An 18951-nucleotide genomic window follows, 5' to 3' on the forward strand; every position below is an offset into this window, starting at 1 on the left:
CGGGGGCGTCCCGGCCGCCCATTGTCCTTTCGGTTCGCGCCGGCCCGTCAAGGGCGCTCCCTTCGGTCGCGTCGCTTCGCGATGTCGCTCCGCTCCACCCTTGACAGACCGACACGACCCGAAATGCCAAAGAGCTGCCGGGAAGCCCCCGAAGGATGGCCAGGGGGTCATGTCCAGCCCTCTCCCTCGTCAGAGACCCACTCCCCCGCCCCAGGTGCGGAACCCTTCCTCCCAGGACCACCCTCCCCCTCCGGCACCGGGCATGCGGGCAGCCGAGCGCCCAGACCCGCAAAAGGGGCTTTCTCCGAGCCGAGGGGCTCCAACCCGCACCAGACGTCAATGAGAGGACCATCGGGAGCGGGCAGCGCCCCACATCGCTACGCGCTCCTCATGTCTCAGCGTCCGACGGCCGTCCGTGGCTGGTAGCGCACCAGATCGCTACGTGGTCCCGCACGTCCCAGCGACTGACGGCCGTCCGGGGATGACTCCCTGGCCCGTGCCCCTCACCGCTGGAGTTTGAGGTCTTCCAGGCCTGGGCCGACCAGCAAGGGTTCGAACTCCACGACGCTGTGCGAGGCAACACCGTTGAGGACGTAGGGATCGGTGGCCAGGATCTGGTCGAGGTCCTCTACAGGCATCGCGGCAGCGAGGTAGACGCCACCCACCAAGGGGACCTGACGCCCGGCCGCCAGTAGAACTCGCCGTGAAATGAGGTCTCGCAGCCAGTCGCCGTGGGCGGGGCGCCACGGGTCTACCACTTCCAGCGGCGCCGTATAGGTCACTGTGACAACGAACATGCTCGGACCGTAGTCGAGCCATGAGAACTCCATCGACCCAATTCCGTTGTCGCCGGCGGGCAATCGTGGTGCTAGACATAGGCGGTGACGGTTTCCCGGATAGCGAGCCGGCCCTTCGATGCGGTGCTGTGCGATCTCGACAACGTGATCCGCTTCTACGACACCGCTCCACTGGCCGAGCTGGAACGCGCCGCCGGACTGGCCGAGGGCACCATTATGGAGCTGGCCTTCGCGCCCGAGCTGGACCTACCCCTCCTCCGGGCCAGATCTCGAAAGAGGAGTGGGTGGCCGCCATCGCGTCGGCGCTCGCCGACCGCGTTTCGCCGACCCGCGCGCGTGAGCTGGGCAGGGCCCTGGCCGACGCCCCGTTCCGGGCCGACGAGGCCGTAGTGTCTCTGCTGCGCAGGGTGCGCGGACACATGCCGCTGGTCCTAGTCAGCAACGCAAGCCTGGAGCTGGAGCGGGACCTCGAGTCGATGGGCCTGGCGGACCTGGCCGACCATGTCGTCAGCAGCGCCCGGGTGGGCGTGGCCAAGCCCGACCGGGCGATCTACGAAATCGCTGCCGAGCGGGCGGGCGTCCCCCCGACCGGTGCCTCTATAGAAATCAGGGTCCGGCTGTCTGATTCATCGATCCAGCATCCCAAAGAATGGTGATGCTCCGCACTGATGGCAAATTCTGGTCGGCCTGGAAATTGGGCGACAAACAGTTCCAGGGAATCATTGACAAAGGGTTTTTGTGGTGACCAATTCAGAACACGACGACGCAATAGACTTGCAGGCTGTGCTCGGCCCGGACGGTGCCTTCGCCCCGTTGTGGCTGCGGGACAAATCGGTGGCCCCGGTGCCTGCGGGTGCACAGCTGGATGCGGCCCTGGCCCGTCGGCTCGCGGCCGGCTGCCACGCGGTCGGGGCATCGTACGTTCTCAGCGCGAAACCCGCCGACGGCCCCGGGGCGACGACGGGTTCGGTGTCCCGGCAGTCCACTCCTGCTGCGGGCACGGACATCCACCCGCCTTACATACTGTGCACGCCCGACCTGCAAGGAGCCGCCTTCTTTCCTCAACCGGGCTACGCACTGATCGCGGGGACCACCGCGTTCATGGCGGCGGCGTTCGGAGAGGGGGTCGACACGGCACGCGCACGCTTCGGCCGTTATGCGCGCACCTCCTCGGGCCGGGACCCCGCGTTGTCGGTTGTGGCAGCGGCGTACGAGCCCGCGCACCGGGCATGGTCCCACCTCGACGACGTCGACCCGGGGAGTGCGGTGGCGCGGCAACTGGCCCTGCTGGACGCGTTTACCAGTGGGGGTTGCGGCGCACCGGACTTCGCACAAGGCTGGTGGGAAGCCCGTCGGGCTTCCCAGGCGAGCGGCGAGCGCCTTCAGGGAGCACTCGAGGCCTTCTTCGACCAGGTATTCATGCTCCTTGAGGACTATTCAATCGATCCCGAATTTGCTGAACCTGGGGATCTCGACGATGCCGGCCTCAAGGCCGCCGTGCGCGCGGCCTGGGGGGCCTTCCGGCAACAGGAAACCGGCCGAAGCGGGCAGTGAGCGCAATCCGCCTCGCCTGGGCCGGGACAGGACGCCGATCCGGGCGCTGTCAGCCGACGGGGGCGGCGGCCGCTGAGATGTCGGGAGCACATAGCGATCCGGCGCGGCCACCAGCCACAAGCCGCTGTCAGACGCCGAGGAGGGACGGACCATGCAGCGATCGGCTGCGCTACCAGCCCCAGGCGGCGGTCGGACGCCGGGAACCCGTTGTTCTATCGATCGTATGGAGGGGTGGGTTCGAACGGGGTTCTGGGTCGGGTGATGTTCCGGGGTTCACTGCATGAAGGCAGGGCCTCTTGGTAGCTCGGGGGCGCGACCCCATCCGGGCAGTTCCCAGGAGACCCTGTTGCCGCAGTTTCCCGTGTCCGCACCTGCCGCCGGAGTTGCTGCCGGTGCCGACGTGGAGATCACGATCACCTCGTGGGGGAAGAACCCCCATTGACACCAGGCGGATAGCGACCAGGCCTGATCCGTACGGCAGTCCCCGACGCCAGGTTGCACTCAATCAGACCCTTGCGGACTGTCTCAGGCTTCTGCCAGCCGGCCACATCGCCCTTGCGAAGGGGGCTGATCTCGTGATGGAAACGGCGGACGACGTGGAACAGCACGGTGTCCTCATCACCGAGGGGGACGGCAACCCGTGTCGAGCAGCGAGAAGGCCGACCGCCCGCCCCAAGGCCGTACGCCACGATATGCCTGGTTGGTTCAACGCTGGCTTCCCTTCTCAGTGGAATTCCTCTTGAGCTGGGCGCGTCCGGCTGCGGCGAAAGCGCATGCGGCCACGGCGCCCAAGGTCAGCACCACGACCGCCGGGTTGACGTAGCCCGGCGCGCCTGCGGCATAGCCGCCACCCCCGTCTATCTGCGCCACCCTCTCTCGGCCACCTGCGTCCAGTCAGGCATCGAACTGGCGGGATTCGTCCAGAATCACGAGGTGCAGGCACCCCCACAGATAGAAAGCCAGGGCACCGGATACGCGTAGCAGAGCCACATCCCGCCTTGCTCCCAGGTCGTTTGCTGCCGACCGCCGCGCCGGGTGGAGAAGATGAGGTACACGCCACAGACGGCCAGACCGACGAAGCCGAGCAGCATGACGGAGAAGACCGCGATGATGTTGTGCCCCGGAGGCTGCCGCGAGAATCATGCGCCTCACCGCCCGCGCACGATGAGGGTGGATTTCTCGAAGATCTCGTAGAGCGGCATGCGTTGACGTGCTTGTTCCTCCGCCATGTCTCCCCACCCCTCGTACCGGCACAGGATCTCTTAGATCTCCTCGTCGGTGTAGACATTCGCGTACACCACGAAAGATAACGATTCGATTTTCCCTGAGTTAAGCCGACATGCGCCAGGTTTTGGCGTTAATGAATACGCTAAGCAGGGCCTGCACCCCCGTTGGAGTCGTACCAAACTGATGGCCAGACCTACGAGAGCCGCGGAATGGGAGACCATTACGGAGGGCAGTCGACCCAGACGCCCGCTTGCCGTCGCCGCGATCCGCACACGCTGACGCTTCCGCCTCGGCTCCGCCGGCTGCCGGACCTCAGCGGTCTGCCCGGCGGATTGCGGCCACGGTCAGGGCCGGCTCGTTCGTGACGAAGTCCAGGACGAGGGCGTTGACGAGGGCGGGCTTCTCCTTGGTGAGGAGGTGCGAGGTGCCCGGGACGATGGCGAGCTCGGCGTTCGGGAGGGCCTCGTACATCTCCACCACGTGCATGGTGACCAGGTCGTCGTCCGCGAACATGACCAGCGAGCGGTGCGTGACGGCGGCCAGGTCGGCGGCCTTGAGGTTCGGCTCCTTGGCCGCCATCTCGCCGATCTTCGCGGCGACGACTTTGAAGTGGTCGATGCCGTCCGGGGAGACCTCGCCGTAGGCGGAGCCCAGGAACTGGAAGAGCCTTCCTGTTCCTCCGCCCTCCTGGGTGTCGTGACGGTAGACCGGGGCGGCGCGCCGAATTCATCGGCGCGCCGCCCCGCCCGCTCAGCGGTTGAAGGCCGCCAGGCCGAAGCGCTGGACGATCTTCATGCCGTCGCCCTTGGCGTCGGTGCTGTTGACGGAGTAGACGAGCGTGCGGGACAGGTCGCGGGTCGCCGCGATCACCGTGTGGTAGCCGGGGCGGGCTCCGGTCTTGCCCCAGACCTCCTTGCCGCCCACGACGAGGCGTTCCAGGCCCGCGCTGCGGGTGGCGCCCGGGATGTCCGGGACGGTGAACATTTCCTGGAGCTGCGGTTCGGGGACGACCTCGCCGCGGAAGAGGGCGGGGAGGAAGCGTTCCAGGTCGCGGGTGGTGCTGATCATGTCGCCGGCGGCGAAGCGGTCGGTCATGTTCCATTCGGTGACGTCGACCGGCTTGCCGTTCATCAGCTGGTAGCCGCGGTTGTGCGGGCCGTGGATGCGCGGGTCGCCGTCCTTCGGGAAGGAGGTGCCGGTCATGCCGACCGGGCGGAAGATCCGCACCTCGGCCTGGTGGGCGTAGCTGTCGCCGGTGACCTTCTCGATCAGCATGCCGAGGATCGTGTAGTTGATGTTGTTGTAGTGCTGCTTGGTGCCCGGCTCGAACTCCGGGCCCCTGGACAGGCCGGTGGCGACGACCTCCTGGTACGGGAGCGTCTCGAAGCGGTGCGGGTACTCGTCCTCCACGGTGTCGCCGAGGGAGGCGCCGGCCTGGATGCCGCTGGTGAAGTTGAGCAGGTTCCGGACCGTGACCGGCTGGGTGAAGCTCGCGGGGATCAGGCCCGGGAGATACGTGTCCACCGGGGCGTTCAGGTCGACCTTGCCCTCGGCGGCGAGCTGGAGCACGAGGGCGGCGGTGACGACCTTGGTGGTGGAGCCCGCCCGGAAGCGGGCGTCGGCGAGGGCCGGGGCCCCGGTCCTGAGGTCCCGGACCCCGGCGGTGCCGGTCCAGCGGCCGTTCCCGCCGACCCGGATCAGGGCCGCGGTGGCGTCCCGGTCGGGCAGGCCGGCGATCCCGGCGCGCAGGGCGGCCACGTCGGGGCCCTGCGGGTCGGCGGAGACGGCTGCCGCCGCGGGGCCGGTCGCGGCGGTGGCGGTGGCGGCCATCGGTCCGGCGGCGAGGCCGAGGAGGAGGACGGCGGCCAGGGCGGCGGTGCGCGTACGGGTACGTCGGGTCAACTGCTGCTCCCGTGGGCTCGGTTCGGCGTTCGGCGTGTGCTGACACCGCCCATCCTGGCGATCACGCCGGGCCGCCGAATCCTCCGTGCAGAGGAGCCGGGAGGGCCGTTCCCCGGAGGGCTCCGCACCCCGGTTCTCGGGGTCCGGAGCCGTCTGCCCTCCGGGTCAGGAGCAGTCGAACCAGTGCCCGACCGGCCGGTCGGGGCAGGTGCGGCACTCGAAGACGTAGACGCCGCCGACATCGCCGAGGCAGAGCCCGGCGGATGCGGCGAGGTGCCAGTCGGGGTCGCCGCCGTCGGGGTTGCGGTCCTCCACGGGCAGCCAGGTGCGCCAGGACTCGCCGTCGAACTCCCGGCTCGCGACGGTCAGCAGGTGCTCCATCCGGCTGCCGCAGCCCTCGCAGTCGGGCCAGACGGGCTCCTGGGTCCAGCCCGGCCAGCCGCCCAGCTTGATCCCGGGGGCGTCGGCCAGGTGGTACGGGTAGAGGAGGCCGGTCTCGGCCTCCAGCTCGTCGATGCGGCCGCGCAGCGCATCCTGCAGATCCCATGGCAGGTCCCGGCTCGCGTACTCGGTCACCGTCTCCGGGTGGACGGTGCACGGGTCCGGGTACCAGTCGGCGTCCAGTCCGGGATCCGGGTCCGGGGTCGGCCGGACCTTGCCGACCGCCGCCGAGTCCCGCCAGTACACGCGCGGCAGCGGGTAGCAGTATTCGCCGTGTCCGTACGGACACCAGAGCACCTGGAGCAGGTCGGTCCCCTCGGGGAAGGGCACACCGGGCGCCTCGGCCCGGCGGACCTGCACGATGGGGAGCAGGGCGACGCCGGCCTCGTGCAGCTCCGGGCTTTCCGGCTCGTAGTGCTCCTCTGTGCACACCGGCCACGACTCTTCCGCCGGCCACAGCAGCGGCCCGCCGACCGAGCTGTCCCGGGCGGTCGGCGCCCCCGGGCGCGGGTGGAGGCGCAGGGCTTCGCGCCGGTAGGGGGCGAGCTCGGGGAAGAGCTGCTCCACGTCGACCGGGCGGGCGGGGGTGGTGCGGGTGGGGCAAGTGGGGCGAGTGGCGCGGGTCATGCCGGGACTGTACGAGGCGGCACCGACAGAGTCTGGACAGGATCGACAACCCGCCGGTAACTTAGTATGAGCAAGCGCTTAGACATAAGCGGCGGACCGCCGCGACGAAGGGAGCCGGCCGTGCGCCGTACGGTGTTCAACGAGGACCACGAGGCCTTCCGGGAGACCATCCGCGCCTTCATAGAGGCCGAGGTCGTCCCCGTCTACGACGAGTGGTTCGCGGCCGGCCAGGCCCCGCGCGAGTTCTACCACAAGCTCGGTGAGCTGGGGATCTTCGGCATCAACGTGCCCGAGGAGTTCGGCGGCGCCGGTCTGGACACCCACAAGTTCGAGGCCGTCCTGTACGAGGAGACCTCCCGCGCGGGCGTCAACTTCGGCGGCTCCGGCGTGCACGTCCTGCTCGCCCTGCCCTACATCAAGATGCTCGCCACCGACGAGCAGAAGAAGCGCTACCTCCCGAACTTCGTCTCCGGCGAGGAGATGTGGGCCCTGGCGATGACCGAGCCGGGCACCGGCTCCGACGTCGCGGGCATGAAGACCACCGCCAAGCTCTCCGAGGACGGCACGCACTACGTCCTCAACGGCGCCAAGACCTTCATCACCGGCGGTGTCCACGCCGACCGCGTCATCGTCTGCGCCCGCACCTCCGCCCCGAGCGAGCAGGACCGCCGCTTCGGCATCTCCCTGTTCGCCGTGGACACCAAGTCCGAGGGCTACTCCATCGGCCGCAAGCTGGACAAGCTGGGCCTGCGCACCTCCGACACCGCCGAGCTGGCGTTCGTAGACGTGAAGGTCCCGGTCGAGGACCTGCTCGGCGAGGAGAACAAGGGCTTCTACTACCTCGGCGCCAACCTGCCCTCCGAGCGCTGGGGCATCGCCTTCGGCGCGTACGCGCAGGCCAAGGCCGCCGTCCGCTTCGCGCAGCAGTACGTGACCGAGCGCACCGTCTTCGGCAAGCCGGTCGCGCACTTCCAGAACACCAAGTTCGAGCTGGCCGCCTGCCAGGCCGAGGTGGACGCCGCCGAGGCCGTCGCCGACCGCGCGCTGGAGGCCCTGGACGCGGGCGAGCTGACCCCGGCCGAGGCCGCGTCCGCGAAGCTGTTCTGCACCGAGGTCGCGCACCGCGTCATCGACCGCTGCCTGCAGCTGCACGGCGGCTACGGCTACATGAACGAGTACCCGATCGCCCGCCTGTACGCGGACAACCGCGTCAACCGCATCTACGGCGGCACCAGCGAGGTCATGAAGTCGATCATCGCCAAGGCGATGGGTCTGTAAGTCCCGTTGAACGAGGTACTCACCGATCTCCTCGATCTGCTCGACCTGGAGCAGATCGAGGAGAACATCTTCCGCGGCACCAGCCGCACCTCCCTGGTGCCGCGCGTGTTCGGCGGACAGGTCGCGGCCCAGGCGCTGGTCGCGGCCGGCCGGACGGTGCCCGGGGACCGCACGGCGCATTCGCTGCACTCGTACTTCCTGCGCACGGGTGACCCGGGCGCGCCCATCATCTACACCGTCGACCGCATCCGCGACGGGCGGTCGTTCACCACGCGCCGGGTCGTCGCCGTCCAGCACGGCCAGCCGATCTTCCACCTCTCGGCGTCGTTCCAGCTGTACGAGGAGGGGCTCGACCACCAGGTCGCCATGCCGCAGGCCCCGGACCCGGAGACCCTGCCGACCGCCGCCGAGGCGCTGCCGGCCTACCGGGAGCTCTTCCGCGACCCCGGCACCGTGGAGCGGCTGCTGGAGGCGCGCGGCGCGGTGGACCTGCGCTACGCGACCACCCCGCCGTGGGGCACGATCGGGGAGCCGGTCGAGCCGCGCTCGCAGGTGTGGTTCCGCACCGCCGGGAAGCTGGAGAGCGACGACGCGCTCCTGCACACCTGCCTGGCCACGTACGTCTCGGACATGACCCTGCTGGACTCGGTGCTGCTCGCGCACGGCCGGGGCGGCTGGGCGGTGGGCGACGTGGTCGGCGCCTCGCTGGACCACGCGATGTGGTTCCACCGGCCGTTCCGGGCCGACGAGTGGCTGCTGTACGACCAGGACTCCCCCACCTCCCACGGTGGCCGGGGCCTCGGCCAGGCCCGCATCTGGACCCAGGACGGCCGCCTGGCCGTCACGGTGATCCAGGAGGGCGTGGTCCGCGTACCGCGCGCCTGAACAGCGCCGCCGCGTCCTCGCGCCGCCTTCAGCCCTTCGGGCGGGACTTGAGCTTGGCCCAGATGGCCTGCAGGGCGGCGATGTCGTTGTCGTCCAGGAGGTCGTCGAAGACCTCGGCGAGGACCTCGCGGCGGGTGGCGTCGGCCTCGGCGAAGGCGCGGCGGCCCGCGTCGGTCAGGGCGATGCAGACCGAGCGGGCGTCGGTCGGGGAGGGTATCCGCTCCACGAGGCCGCGGGCCTGGAGCGAGTCGGCGACGCGCGAGACCTGGCTGCGGCTGAGCAGCGTCATGGCGCCGAGGTCGGAGGCGGCGACCGGCTCCTTCTGGGCGCGCAGCCACAGCATCACCTCGAACCACGACAGCGGCAGGTCGTGTCGGCGCGCGAGGGCCTGGTCGACCCGGGCACTGAGCGTGGACCCCGCCCAGACCAGGCCGTAGAAGGCGTGGTCGCGCGGGGTGAGGTGGCCCAGGGTGAGGTTGCTCTTCGCCATGTGATCAGAGTACCGATTGCGTGTGCGCACACACAAATGTAATGTGTGTGTGCACGCACAGACCTCCACCCGTTTTCCAGGAGCCCTCATGGCCGGCAGCGCCCCCGCCCCCAAGACCGTTCTCATCACCGGCACCTCCACCGGCATCGGCCTCGCCGCCGCCGTCGCGGCCGCACAGGCCGGGTGGCACGTCGTCGCGACCATGCGCGACACCTCGCGCGCCGCGGGCCTGCTCGACGCCGCCCGCGAGGCCGGGGTCGCCGAGCGCGTCCAGGTCGAGCGGATGGACGTCACCGATGGCGAGTCGGTCGCCGCCTGCGTCGCGCAGGTCGTCGCCGAGCACGGCCGCCTGGACGCGGTGGTCAACAACGCCGGGGCCGGCTTCGCCGGCACCCTGGAGCAGCAGGACGGCATGGCGGCCGTGCGCGCCTCGATGGAGGTCAACTACTTCGGCGTGGTGGAGGTGACCCGGGCGGCCCTGCCGCACCTGCGCGCCTCCGGCGGCCGGCTGATCACCGTGACCAGCGTCGGCGGCGTGGTCGGCCAGCCCTTCAACGAGGCGTACTGCGCGGCCAAGTTCGCCGTCGAGGGGTTCATGGAGTCCCTGGCCCCGGTCGCCGCCACCGTCGGCGTGCAGGTCTCCCTGGTCGAACCCGGCGCGGTCACCAGCGAGTTCGTGGCCAACCAGCAGGACGAGATCGCGCGGCTGATGGCGGATGCGGGCCCGTACGCGCCCGCGCTCAAGGCCTACGTCGAGCGGACCCTCTCCTCGTACGGCACCGCCCAGACCTCCGCGGAGGCCGCCGCCCCGCTGGTGGAACTGCTGGACGTGGAGCGGATGCCGCTGCGGGTGCAGACCTCGGACTGGGCTCGCACGTTCGTCGCGACCAAGCTCACCGACCTCGACGGCTCGGCCGTCCAGGCGCTGACCTCGGCCTGGCTGGGCTGACCCCGGCCGGGACGGGGCCGGGCCCGGGCCGGGGCCGGGAGCGGTCAGCCCTCCCTCAGGCCTGCCGCGGCGAGGAGGTAGGCGACCATCGGGTCGTAGAAGCGCGGGTCGCGGACGTGGTCGTCCAGCGGGACCGCCACCTGGAGGGTGCCCTCCGCCTCGGCGAGGAACAGGGCCGGGTCGTTGCAGTCCGCGTACCCCACCGCGTCCAGGCCGCGCTGCGCCGCGCAGCCCGCCCAGCCGTGGTCGGCCACCACCAGGTCGGGCTGCGGGCGGCCGGCCTCGGCCAGGGCGTCGAGGATCGCCGCCATCGGGGCCGGGGAGTGCGTGTGCCACAGGGTGGCGCCCCGCTCCAGCACCGCGACGTCGGCGAACTGCCACACCGAGGCCTCGTCGGCCGTCAGCCCGGAGGGGATCACCACGATCTCGCAGCCGGCGGCGCGCAGCGCTGCGGCCGTGGCGCGGTGCACGTCCAGCAGGCCGCCCGGGTGGCCGGTGGCCAGCAGGACGCGCTGGCGGTCGAGGGCGGCCTTGTGCAGCCGGGCCGCCATCCGGTCCAGGGCGGCGACGGTGAGTTCCGGGTCGATGGTGTCCTGGCCGTGCCGGTGCTCCGCGTCGTCGACGACTCCGCACCGCTCCGCCATCACCGCGAGCACGTCCTGCTCGTCGCTCCAGCGGTCGCCCAGCTCCAGGCCGAGCCAGTAGTGCCGGTCGCCGTTGGCGAGCTTGCGGTAGTGGGAGAGGTTGTTCTCGCGCGGGGTGGCGACCTGGCCCGCGATCCGGGTGCGCACCAGGTGGTCGACGAGCTCGGCGCGGCTGGGTACGGGCGTCTCTATCGGCTTCGGCATGCGGCCCATTCTGCCGCCGCCCCGCCGGAGGCGGCGGTTCCATCCCAGCCGCCGGACACGTGGCGTCACGCGGACAGCGCCCCGAACGCCCCGTGCGCGAGCCGCCGCAGCAGCGATTCCGTCGCCTCGCGCCCGAGGGCGCCCAGGTGCGGGGTGGAGTTCAGCAGTCCGAAGACGGCGTGGACGGCCACCCGGACCTCCGCCTCCCCGACCTCGGGGTGCAGTTCCCGTACGACGGCGACCCACAGCTCGACGTACTGCCGCTGGAGCTGCCGTACGAGCTTGCGGTCGGCCTCCCGCAGCCGGTCCAGCTCCCGGTCGTGCAGGGTGATCAGCGCGCGGTCGTCCAGGGCGAAGTCGATGTGCCCGTCGATCAGTGAGGCCAGGACGGCCGAGGCGTCGCCCGCGGCCTCCTCCACCCGGCGCCGCCCGCCGGTCAGCAGCCGCTCGCTGATCCCGACGAGCAGCTCGGCGAGCATGGCGTCCTTGCCCGCGAAGTGCCGGTACAGCCCGGGGCCGCTGATCCCCACCGCGGCGCCTATCTCGTCGACGCCGACGCCGTGGAAACCGCGCTCGGCGAAGAGGCGCGCGGCTTCACTGAGGATCTGCTCGCGACGGGTCGGGGCGGCCGCTGAAGTGCTCATGGGAATCCATTCTAGACAGGGCGGTTAGCGGTCGTTAACCTAGGCGCCATAGACGTTAACGCTCATTAACCGCGTGGACCGAGCAAGGGAGCTCGACCGATGCAGCAGGCACCTGTGCTTCACAGCGCCGCGGACCCGGCGTCCGAGGCCTGGCGCACCAACGAGGACGCCCACCGCGAGCTCGCCGAGGGCCTGCGCGCCCGCCTGGAGGCGGCCCGCCTCGGCGGCGGCGAGAAGGCCCGCGCCCGGCACACGGCGCGCGGGAAGCTGCTGCCCCGGGACCGGGTCGACACCCTCCTCGACCCCGGATCGCCCTTCCTGGAGCTGGCCCCGCTGGCCGCCGAGGGCATGTACGGGGGCGCGGCCCCGGCGGCCGGGGTCATCGCCGGCATCGGCCGGGTCAGCGGCCGCGAGTGCGTGATCGTCGCGAACGACGCCACCGTCAAGGGCGGCACGTACTACCCGATGACCGTCAAGAAGCACCTGCGCGCCCAGGAAGTGGCGCTGGAGAACCGTCTCCCCTGCCTCTACCTGGTCGACTCCGGCGGCGCCTTCCTGCCCATGCAGGACGAGGTCTTCCCCGACCGGGAGCACTTCGGCCGCATCTTCTACAACCAGGCCCGCATGTCCGGCGCCGGCATCCCGCAGATCGCGGCCGTCCTCGGCTCCTGCACCGCCGGCGGGGCGTACGTGCCCGCCATGAGCGACGAGGCGGTCATCGTCCGGGGCCAGGGCACGATCTTCCTCGGCGGCCCGCCGCTGGTGAAGGCGGCCACCGGCGAGGTCGTCACGGCCGAGGAGCTCGGCGGCGGTGAGGTGCACAGCCGCGTCTCCGGCGTGACCGACCACCTCGCGGAGGACGACGCGCACGCGCTGCGGATCGTACGGAACATCGTGGCCACCCTGCCCGAGCGCGGCCCCCTGCCCTGGGCGGTCGAGGCGGCCGAGGAGCCCAAGGTGGACCCGTACGGCCTGTACGGCGCCGTCCCGGTGGACTCCCGCACTCCCTACGACGCCCGCGAGATCATCGCCCGGATCGTCGACGGCTCCCGCTTCCAGGAGTTCAAGGCCGAGTTCGGCACCACCCTGGTCACCGGCTTCGCCCGGATCCACGGCCACCCGGTCGGCATCGTCGCCAACAACGGCATCCTGTTCGCGGAATCCGCCCAGAAGGGCGCCCACTTCATCGAGCTGTGCGACCAGCGCGGGATCCCGCTGCTGTTCCTGCAGAACATCTCCGGCTTCATGGTGGGCCGCGACTACGAGGCCGGCGGCATCGCCAAGCACGGCGCGAAGATGGTCACCGCCGTGGCCTGCACCCGCGTCCCGAAGCTGACGGTGGTCGTCGGCGGCTCGTACGGCGCGGGCAACTACTCGATGTGCGGCCGGGCGTACTCGCCGCGCTTCCTGTGGATGTGGCCCAACGCCAAGATCTCCGTGATGGGCGGCGAGCAGGCGGCGTCCGTCCTCGCCACCGTCAAGCGCGACCAGATCGAGGCCGCCGGCCAGGAATGGCCCCTGGAGGACGAGGAGGCCTTCAAGGCCCCGGTCCGCGCCCAGTACGAGGAACAGGGCAACGCCTACTACGCCACCGCGCGGCTGTGGGACGACGGGGTCATCGACCCCCTGGAGACCCGGCAGGTGCTGGGCCTGGCCCTGACCGCCTGCGCCAACGCCCCGCTGGGCGAGCCGGGCTTCGGCATCTTCCGTATGTGACCTGCGACCTGTGACGTGAGGACCCCCCAGATGTTCAGCACTGTCCTTGTGGCCAACCGGGGCGAGATCGCGGTCCGGGTCATCCGCACCCTGCGGGAGCTCGGAATCCGGTCCGTGGCCGTCTTCAGCGACGCCGACGCGGACGCCCGGCACGTACGGGAGGCCGACACGGCCGTCCGCATCGGCCCGGCAGCGGCCGCCGAGAGCTACCTGTCGGTGGAGCGGCTGCTCGACGCGGCCCGCCGCACCGGCGCCGAGGCCGTCCACCCCGGCTACGGCTTCCTCGCCGAGAACGCCGCCTTCGCCGAGGCCTGCGCCGAGGCCGGGCTCGCCTTCATCGGCCCGCCCGCCCGGGCGATCTCCCTGATGGGCGACAAGATCCGGGCCAAGGAGACCGTGAAGGCGGCGGGCGTGCCCGTGGTGCCCGGCTCCTCCGGCAGCGGCCTGTCCGACGCCGAACTCGTCGAGGCCGCCGAGAAGATCGGCATGCCGGTGCTGCTGAAGCCCTCCGCGGGCGGCGGCGGCAAGGGCATGCGGCTGGTCCGCGACGCGGCCGTGCTGGCCGAGGAGATCGCGGCCGCCCGGCGCGAGGCGCGGTCCTCCTTCGGCGACGACACCCTGCTGGTGGAGCGCTGGGTGGACCGGCCGCGGCACATCGAGATCCAGGTGATGGCCGACGCCCACGGCAACGTGGTGCACCTCGGCGAGCGCGAGTGCTCCCTGCAGCGGCGCCATCAGAAGGTCATCGAGGAGGCGCCCTCCGTCCTGCTGACGCCCGAGATCCGGGCCGCGATGGGCGCCGCGGCGGTGGAGGCGGCGCGGGCCTGCGGGTACGTGGGCGCCGGCACCGTGGAGTTCATCGTCCCGGGCGGGGACCCGGCCTCGTACTACTTCATGGAGATGAACACCCGCCTCCAGGTGGAGCACCCGGTGACGGAGCTCGTGACGGGCCTGGACCTGGTCGAGCTCCAGCTTCGGGTCGCGGCCGGCGGCGCGCTCGGGATCGCGCAGTCCGACGTGGTGCTGACCGGGCACGCGATCGAGGCCCGCGTCTGCGCGGAGGACCCGGCGCGCGGGTTCCTGCCCTCGGGCGGGACCGTGCTGGCGCTGTCGGAGCCGGCCGGGCGGGCCGTGCGGACGGACTCCGGGCTGGTGGCCGGGGTGGACGTGGGCTCGACGTACGACCCGATGCTGTCGAAGGTGATCGCGTACGGTCCGGACCGGGCCGCGGCCCTGCGCGTGCTGCGCGGGGCGCTGGCCGACACCGTGATCCTCGGTGTCCAGACCAACGCCGGCTTCCTGCGCAGGCTGCTGGCCCACCCGGACGTGGTCTCCGGGGAACTGGACACGGGGCTGGTCGAGCGCGACCTGCCGTCCCTCCTGCCGGAGGGGGTCCCGGCGGAGGTGTACGCAGCGGCTGCGCTGCTGGAGGCTTCCCTCCCCCACCCCGCGCCTCGAACTCCCGCAGCTACCGCTGGGAGGGGCCCGCAGGCGGGGCTGGAGGGTGCAGGCGCCGGGCCGGCGTGGGCCGACCCGTTCTCCGCGGGTGACGGCTGGCGCCTCGGCGGCACGCCCGCCTGGACGGTCCACCACTTCCGCCTCCCGGGCCAGGAACCGGTCGCGGTCCGAACCCGCCGGCGGGGCACGGAGCAGGAGATCCTGCTCGACGCCGCAGCCGACAGCGGCGGCGGGGCAGATCAAGCCCCGTCGGCGGTCGAGGCGCGGGGTCCCGGGCAGAGCCCCAGCGCACCGGCCCGCGGGCGGGTCGTCAGCCTCGGCGGCGACCGGCTCACCTTGGAGCTGGACGGCGTGACGCACCGGTTCGCCTACGCCGCCTCCCCGGAGGGGACCTGGCTGGGCCGCGACGGCGACAGCTGGCACGTGCAGCGGCACGACCCCGTCGCCGCAGCGCTCGGCGGCCGGGGCCATGCAGGGGCCGACACGCTCGCCGCGCCGATGCCCGGCACGGTCACGGTCGTCAAGGTCGCCGTCGGCGACAAGGTGGCCGCCGGGCAGAGCCTGCTGGTGGTCGAGGCGATGAAGATGGAGCACGTCATCTCCGCCCCGCACGCCGGCACGGTCACCGAGCTGGACGTCTCCCCGGGCACCACCGTCGCCATGGACCAGGTCCTGGCCGTGGTCGTCCCCGAGGCCGAAGAGGAGGAGGGCGCATGAACGGACTGCCCATGGCCGTCCCCGAAGCGGGGCTGCCCGCACGCGTGCGGATCCACGAGGTCGGCGCCCGCGACGGCCTGCAGAACGAGAAGTCGGCCGTGCCGACGGCGGTGAAGGCCGAGTTCATCCACCGGCTGGCCGCCGCCGGGCTGCGCACCGTCGAGGCGACCAGCTTCGTGCACCCCAAGTGGGTGCCCCAGCTGGCCGACGCCGAGGAGCTGTTCCCGCACCTCGCCGACCTGGCCGCAGCCGGCGTGCACCTGCCGGTGCTGGTGCCGAACGAGCGGGGGCTCGACCGGGCGCTGGCCCTCGGCGCCGACCGCATCGCCGTCTTCGGGTCGGCCACCGAAACCTTCGCCTCCCGCAACCTCAACCGGACCGTCGCCGAGTCCCTCGCCATGTTCGAGCCGGTCGTGGCCCGGGCGAAGGAGGGCGGGGCGCACGTGCGCGGCTACCTGTCCATGTGCTTCGGCGATCCGTGGGAGGGGGCGGTCCCCGTCCACCAGGTCGTCCGCACCGCCAAGGCCCTGCTCGACCTGGGCTGCGACGAGCTCAGCCTCGGCGACACGATCGGCGTCGCCACGCCCGGCCACGTCCGGGCGCTGCTCGGCGAGCTGAACGAGGCCGGGGTGTCCACCGACCGGATCGGCGTGCACTTCCACGACACCTACGGCCAGGCCCTGTCGAACACCCTCGCCGCGCTGCAGCACGGCGTGACCACCGTCGACGCCTCCGCCGGCGGCCTCGGCGGCTGCCCGTACGCGAAGAGCGCCACCGGCAACCTCGCCACCGAAGACCTGGTGTGGATGCTCGACGGCCTCGGCATCGAGACCGGGGTCGATCTGGCCGCCCTCACCGCCACGAGCGTGTGGATGGCCGAGCAGCTGGGACGCCCCAGCCCCTCCCGTACCGTCCGCGCCCTCTCCCACAAGGAGTAACGAAGACATGTCCCTCGACCACCGGCTCACCCCCGAGCACGAGGAACTCCGCCGCACCGTCGAGGCGTTCGCGCACGACGTGGTCGCCCCGAAGATCGGCGACTTCTACGAGCGGCACGAGTTCCCCTACGAGATCGTCGCCGAGATGGGCCGCATGGGCCTGTTCGGGCTGCCGTTCCCCGAGGAGTACGGCGGCATGGGCGGCGACTACCTCGCCCTCGGCATCGCCCTGGAGGAGCTGGCCCGCGTCGACTCCTCGGTGGCGATCACCCTGGAGGCGGGCGTCTCCCTGGGCGCCATGCCCCTGTACCTCTTCGGCACCGAGGAGCAGAAGCAGCAGTGGCTGCCGAAGCTCTGCTCGGGCGAGGTGCTGGGCGCGTTCGGCCTGACCGAGCCCGGTGCGGGTTCGGACGCGGGCGGCACCCGTACGACGGCCGTCAAGGACGGCGACGCGTGGGTCATCAACGGCTCGAAGTGCTTCATCACCAACTCGGGCACGGACATCACGGGCCTGGTCACCGTCACCGCCGTCACCGGCCGCAAGGCGGACGGCCGTCCGGAGATCTCCTCGATCATCGTGCCGTCCGGCACCCCCGGCTTCACGGTGGCCGCCCCGTACTCGAAGGTCGGCTGGAACGCCTCCGACACCCGCGAGCTGTCCTTCGACGACGTCCGCGTGCCGCTGGCCAACCTGGTCGGCGAGGAGGGCCGCGGCTACGCGCAGTTCCTGCGGATCCTCGACGAGGGCCGCATCGCCATCTCGGCGCTGGCCACCGGCCTGGCGCAGGGCTGCGTGGACGAGTCGGTGAAGTACGCCAAGGAGCGGCAGGCCTTCGGCCGGCCCATCGGCGAGAACCAGGCCATCCAGTTCAAGCTGGCCGACATGGAGATGCGCGCCCACATGGCCCGCGTGGCCTGGCGCGACGCCGCCTCCCGCCTGGTGCACGGCGAGCCGTTCAAGAAGGAGGCGGCGATCGCGAAGCTGTACTCCTCCACGGTCGCGGTGGACAACGCGCGCGACGCCACGCAGATCCACGGCGGCTACGGGTTCATGAACGAGTACCCGGTGGCCCGCATGTGGCGCGACTCCAAGATCCTGGAGATCGGCGAGGGCACGAGCGAGGTGCAGCGCATGCTGATCGCCCGTGAGCTGGGTTTCGCCGGCTGAGCTGAGGGACCGCCGGTGTCCGGCGCGGGCCACGGACCCGCGCCGGACACCGGCATGCCGTTTTTCGGGCCGGCCTTGCACCTTCCACGGAGATCCGCTTAGGTTAGGCTAACCTTCTCCCCGACGGCCCCGTGGTGGCCCCGGCACGCACGAAAGCGGACACCGACATGCCCAAGTCCCGTACCCTCCCCCTCTCCCGGCGCGGTCTCGTCGCCGCCGGCGGCGCCCTCGGCCTCGTCGCGGCACTCACCGCGTGCGGCGGCTCGGCCGGGGGCGGGGCGGGCGACAAGGACGGCGGCGCCGCGGCCTCGGGCGCCTGGACCTTCAAGGACGACCTGGGCAAGGAGATCAGCCTCAAGGCCAAGCCGAAGAACGTCGTCGCCTACACCGGCACCGCCGCCGCGCTCCACGACTACGGCGTCCAGGTCAAGGGCGTCTTCGGCCCCACCAAGACCGCCGACGGCAAGCCCGATGTGACGGCCGGTTCGATGGACGTCTCCAAGGTCGAGATCCTCGGCAACGTCTACGACGAGTTCAACATCGAGAAGTACGCCGCCCTGGCGCCCGACCTGCTCGTCACCAACACCTGGGACGGCACGTACTGGTACGTCCCCGAGGCCTCCAAGGACAAGATCCTCAAGCTGGCCCCGGCCGCCGCGGTCGGCGTCGGCGGCGACGTCTCCATGGACAAGGCCCTGCAGCGCACGGCCGACCTCGCCCAGGCCCTGGGCGCCGATCTGAACACCAAGAAGACCACCGACGCCAAGGCCCGCTTCGAGGCCGCCGCCGGCAAGGTCCGCGAGGCCACCAAGGCCAACCCGGGCATCAAGGTCCTGGTCGGCTCCGGCTCGGACGCGAACTTCTACGTCTCCACGCCCAAGACCTCGGCCGACCTGAAGTACTTCGAGTCCCTCGGCGTCGAGTTCGTCGCCCCGGAGAAGGACAAGCTCGACCAGGGCGGCTTCTTCGAGACCCTCAGCTGGGAGCAGGCCGGAAAGTACAAGGCCGACCTGGTCCTCCTCGACAACCGCACCGGCACCCTCCAGCCCGACGCCCTGAAGGCCAAGCCGACGTGGAACGAGCTGCCCGCGGTCAAGGCCGGCCAGGTCGCCCCGCGCGTCACCGAGCCGATCTACTCGTACGAGAAGTGCGCCCAGGTCCTGGAGGACCTCGCGAAGGCGATCCAGAACGCCAAGAAGGTCGGCTGACCACCGCCCGCCGGCACGTCGGCGCCGGGCCGGCGGCCACCGCCCCGGCCCGGCGTTCCGCATGCCCCGACCGCCGCCGGGCCACCCTTGCCCGGCGCCCACTC

16 protein-coding genes and 2 pseudogenes are annotated in these 18951 nt (G+C 71.4%); 10 read left to right on the forward strand and 8 right to left on the reverse strand.

Annotated features, from left to right (window positions below):
- Positions 1-503: 503 nt before the first annotated feature.
- Positions 504-797: a YciI family protein gene (locus tag AB0953_RS15025; RefSeq protein ID WP_366859880.1), complete on the reverse strand. Its 294-nt coding sequence runs from the start codon at positions 795-797 to the stop codon at positions 504-506.
- Between the two features lie 84 nt (positions 798-881).
- Between AB0953_RS15025 and AB0953_RS15030 the strand changes: the two are divergent.
- Both AB0953_RS15030 and AB0953_RS15035 read left to right on the forward strand, forming a co-directional pair.
- Positions 882-1422 (forward strand): annotated as a pseudogene (locus AB0953_RS15030) (HAD family hydrolase).
- Between the two features lie 116 nt (positions 1423-1538).
- Positions 1539-2351: a hypothetical protein gene (locus AB0953_RS15035; protein ID WP_366859881.1), complete on the forward strand. Its 813-nt coding sequence runs from the start codon at positions 1539-1541 to the stop codon at positions 2349-2351.
- A gap of 431 nt (positions 2352-2782) precedes the next feature.
- Here the strand turns inward: AB0953_RS15035 and AB0953_RS15040 are convergent.
- The 4 genes and pseudogenes from AB0953_RS15040 to AB0953_RS15055 form a co-directional block, all read right to left on the reverse strand.
- Positions 2783-2989: pseudogene (locus AB0953_RS15040) on the reverse strand (hypothetical protein); the annotation flags it as partial.
- A gap of 901 nt (positions 2990-3890) precedes the next feature.
- Entirely contained in the window at positions 3891-4157 is a 267-nt protein-coding gene (locus AB0953_RS15045) for an alpha/beta hydrolase (protein ID WP_366859882.1), read from the reverse strand.
- Positions 4158-4328: 171 nt separating this feature from the next.
- A complete protein-coding gene (locus AB0953_RS15050; protein ID WP_366859883.1) occupies positions 4329-5480 on the reverse strand; it encodes a serine hydrolase domain-containing protein in 1152 nt (383 codons plus the stop codon).
- Positions 5481-5645: 165 nt separating this feature from the next.
- Positions 5646-6548 carry a DUF1963 domain-containing protein gene (locus AB0953_RS15055; RefSeq protein WP_366859884.1) on the reverse strand — a complete coding sequence of 301 codons (903 nt, stop codon included), beginning with the start codon at positions 6546-6548 and terminating at the stop codon, positions 5646-5648.
- Positions 6549-6668: 120 nt separating this feature from the next.
- On the opposite strand from AB0953_RS15055, the gene AB0953_RS15060 reads away from it, so the two are divergent.
- Together AB0953_RS15060 and AB0953_RS15065 are read left to right on the forward strand one after the other, a co-directional pair.
- Positions 6669-7826 carry an acyl-CoA dehydrogenase family protein gene (locus AB0953_RS15060; RefSeq protein ID WP_361907292.1) on the forward strand — a complete coding sequence of 386 codons (1158 nt, stop codon included), beginning with the start codon at positions 6669-6671 and terminating at the stop codon, positions 7824-7826.
- A 6-nt stretch (positions 7827-7832) separates the two neighbouring features.
- Entirely contained in the window at positions 7833-8711 is an 879-nt protein-coding gene (locus AB0953_RS15065; protein ID WP_366859886.1) for an acyl-CoA thioesterase II, read from the forward strand.
- Positions 8712-8739: 28 nt separating this feature from the next.
- On the opposite strand, the gene AB0953_RS15070 is transcribed toward AB0953_RS15065, so the two are convergent.
- Positions 8740-9201, reverse strand: coding sequence for a MarR family transcriptional regulator (locus AB0953_RS15070; protein ID WP_366859887.1), 462 nt, complete (start codon positions 9199-9201; stop codon positions 8740-8742).
- A gap of 88 nt (positions 9202-9289) precedes the next feature.
- Here AB0953_RS15070 and AB0953_RS15075 point away from each other — a divergent pair, with 88 nt between their 5' ends.
- Positions 9290-10150: an SDR family NAD(P)-dependent oxidoreductase gene (locus AB0953_RS15075; protein WP_366859888.1), complete on the forward strand. Its 861-nt coding sequence runs from the start codon at positions 9290-9292 to the stop codon at positions 10148-10150.
- 44 nt (positions 10151-10194) lie between these two features.
- Here the strand turns inward: AB0953_RS15075 and AB0953_RS15080 are convergent, their stop codons facing one another.
- Positions 10195-11007, reverse strand: a complete 813-nt coding sequence (locus AB0953_RS15080; protein WP_366859889.1) for a phosphatase — start codon at positions 11005-11007, stop codon at positions 10195-10197.
- Between the two features lie 56 nt (positions 11008-11063).
- Positions 11064-11642 (reverse strand): TetR/AcrR family transcriptional regulator, encoded by a 579-nt coding sequence (locus AB0953_RS15085; protein WP_366859890.1) that lies wholly within the window; start codon positions 11640-11642, stop codon positions 11064-11066.
- Positions 11643-11741: 99 nt separating this feature from the next.
- Between AB0953_RS15085 and AB0953_RS15090 the strand changes: the two genes are divergently transcribed.
- The 5 genes from AB0953_RS15090 to AB0953_RS15110 all read left to right on the forward strand — a co-directional run bounded on the left by AB0953_RS15090 (position 11742) and on the right by AB0953_RS15110 (position 18847).
- Positions 11742-13358 (forward strand): carboxyl transferase domain-containing protein, encoded by a 1617-nt coding sequence (locus tag AB0953_RS15090; RefSeq protein ID WP_366859891.1) that lies wholly within the window; start codon positions 11742-11744, stop codon positions 13356-13358.
- Positions 13359-13388: 30 nt separating this feature from the next.
- The gene (locus AB0953_RS15095) at positions 13389-15533 is read left to right on the forward strand and encodes a biotin carboxylase N-terminal domain-containing protein (RefSeq protein ID WP_366859892.1); all 2145 of its coding nucleotides are present in this window, start codon (positions 13389-13391) and stop codon (positions 15531-15533) included.
- Positions 15530-16471 carry a hydroxymethylglutaryl-CoA lyase gene (locus AB0953_RS15100; RefSeq protein WP_366859893.1) on the forward strand — a complete coding sequence of 314 codons (942 nt, stop codon included), beginning with the start codon at positions 15530-15532 and terminating at the stop codon, positions 16469-16471. Before AB0953_RS15095 ends, AB0953_RS15100 begins: the two co-directional genes overlap by 4 nt.
- Positions 16472-16478: 7 nt before the next feature.
- The gene (locus AB0953_RS15105; RefSeq protein ID WP_366859894.1) at positions 16479-17639 is read left to right on the forward strand and encodes an acyl-CoA dehydrogenase family protein; all 1161 of its coding nucleotides are present in this window, start codon (positions 16479-16481) and stop codon (positions 17637-17639) included.
- A gap of 167 nt (positions 17640-17806) precedes the next feature.
- Positions 17807-18847, forward strand: coding sequence for an ABC transporter substrate-binding protein (locus tag AB0953_RS15110; protein WP_366859895.1), 1041 nt, complete (start codon positions 17807-17809; stop codon positions 18845-18847).
- Positions 18848-18951 lie beyond the last annotated feature (104 nt).

The organism is Streptomyces sp. NPDC046866, from assembly GCF_040704625.1.
GTDB lineage: Bacteria > Actinomycetota > Actinomycetes > Streptomycetales > Streptomycetaceae > Streptomyces.

Bases quoted from the DNA above. Each gene is read 5' to 3' on its own strand.
- AB0953_RS15075 (WP_366859888.1), top strand. From the start codon at position 9,290: ATGGCCGGCAGCGCCCCCGCCCCCAAGACCGTTCTCATCACCGGCACC.
- AB0953_RS15095 (WP_366859892.1), top strand. From the start codon at position 13,389: ATGTTCAGCACTGTCCTTGTGGCCAACCGGGGCGAGATCGCGGTCCGG.
- AB0953_RS15080 (WP_366859889.1), bottom strand. From the start codon at position 11,007: ATGGGCCGCATGCCGAAGCCGATAGAGACGCCCGTACCCAGCCGCGCC.
- AB0953_RS15070 (WP_366859887.1), bottom strand. From the start codon at position 9,201: ATGGCGAAGAGCAACCTCACCCTGGGCCACCTCACCCCGCGCGACCAC.
- AB0953_RS15055 (WP_366859884.1), bottom strand. From the start codon at position 6,548: ATGACCCGCGCCACTCGCCCCACTTGCCCCACCCGCACCACCCCCGCC.
- AB0953_RS15085 (WP_366859890.1), bottom strand. From the start codon at position 11,642: ATGAGCACTTCAGCGGCCGCCCCGACCCGTCGCGAGCAGATCCTCAGT.
- AB0953_RS15045 (WP_366859882.1), bottom strand. From the start codon at position 4,157: ATGGCGGCCAAGGAGCCGAACCTCAAGGCCGCCGACCTGGCCGCCGTC.
- AB0953_RS15090 (WP_366859891.1), top strand. From the start codon at position 11,742: ATGCAGCAGGCACCTGTGCTTCACAGCGCCGCGGACCCGGCGTCCGAG.
- AB0953_RS15100 (WP_366859893.1), top strand. From the start codon at position 15,530: ATGAACGGACTGCCCATGGCCGTCCCCGAAGCGGGGCTGCCCGCACGC.
- AB0953_RS15110 (WP_366859895.1), top strand. From the start codon at position 17,807: ATGCCCAAGTCCCGTACCCTCCCCCTCTCCCGGCGCGGTCTCGTCGCC.
- AB0953_RS15025 (WP_366859880.1), bottom strand. From the start codon at position 797: ATGTTCGTTGTCACAGTGACCTATACGGCGCCGCTGGAAGTGGTAGAC.
- AB0953_RS15105 (WP_366859894.1), top strand. From the start codon at position 16,479: ATGTCCCTCGACCACCGGCTCACCCCCGAGCACGAGGAACTCCGCCGC.